Raw genomic sequence first — 799 nt, 5'->3', positions numbered from 1 at the left:
CGCTGCAACACGCCAGCCGTGTCATCGGCGACTGGATTCAGTTCTACAACCATCGACGGCCGCACCAAGCGCTGAAGTTGATGACCCCGGCCGAGGCTTTTGCTTTAGCCGCCTGACCTGAGCAGGTTCTGCTGGGTCATTACATGACAGCGCCAAAGGAACTAGCAGTTTCCTTGCAGGGGACGGCAATCAGATGTTCATTTCCATTCCAACACCTTTTAGGGTTAACGTTAGTGGTGCGATCACCCATTCGTACGGAGGGGCGACCGGGATTGAATTTGGCATCGGTACGCTAGGTCCGCTCACCGTCGGCGTACAGCCTTGGGGGCATTCCACTCAGGTAACGGAACCGTTGAAATAAGGGAGATAATTATGGCTGCAGGCGGAGGACCAACCCCAGAGCAATGGGAGAAAATGAGTTCAAAAGATCGAACCGTCTATTGGGTATGTGTTGCCGTAGCGTGCGCAATCTTGGGGGCTATGGCAATCAAAAGGTTTTTTTTCTAAGGTGCATGTTAGATGCTTACGGGAGTGAATCGCCCCGGCATTCGAGGAGGCCGGTTGGTTTAAGTTAATGCAGGCACTTCAGCAGTATTTCTGAGTTGCCCGTAGTAGTCTGCCTCAGCCTCGGCTGGCGGGATATAGCCCAGCGGTTCCATCAGCCGGTTGTACCAGGCGACCCATTCCAGAGTTGCAAGCTCGACGGATTCCCTTGTTTTCCATGACCTGCCCCCTACAAACAGGGCCAGCCGGAGTCTAGTAAAGTTCGTTTTCGGAGAAGAAGACGAACATGAAGAAG

The 799-nt window shown here is 53.4% G+C and carries 1 protein-coding gene and 2 pseudogenes; 2 read left to right on the top strand and 1 reads right to left on the bottom strand.

Annotated features, from left to right (window positions below):
* The first annotated feature begins 2 nt into the window (after positions 1–2).
* Complete coding sequence (locus PMO31116_RS24315; protein ID WP_281350170.1) at positions 3–116, top strand: integrase core domain-containing protein; 114 nt, start codon at positions 3–5, stop codon at positions 114–116.
* Between the two features lie 47 nt (positions 117–163).
* Positions 164–361, top strand: a pseudogene (locus PMO31116_RS24505) (polymorphic toxin type 22 domain-containing protein); the annotation flags it as partial.
* Positions 362–566: 205 nt separating this feature from the next.
* On the opposite strand, the pseudogene PMO31116_RS23510 reads toward PMO31116_RS24505, so the two are convergent.
* A pseudogene (locus PMO31116_RS23510) lies at positions 567–799 on the bottom strand (hypothetical protein); the annotation flags it as partial.

It is taken from the genome of Pandoraea morbifera, from assembly GCF_902459575.1.
In the GTDB taxonomy this organism is placed as follows: domain Bacteria; phylum Pseudomonadota; class Gammaproteobacteria; order Burkholderiales; family Burkholderiaceae; genus Pandoraea; species Pandoraea morbifera.
The sequence above is the reverse complement of the archived record's forward strand: the minus strand, read 5'-3'. Positions and strand labels throughout refer to the sequence as shown.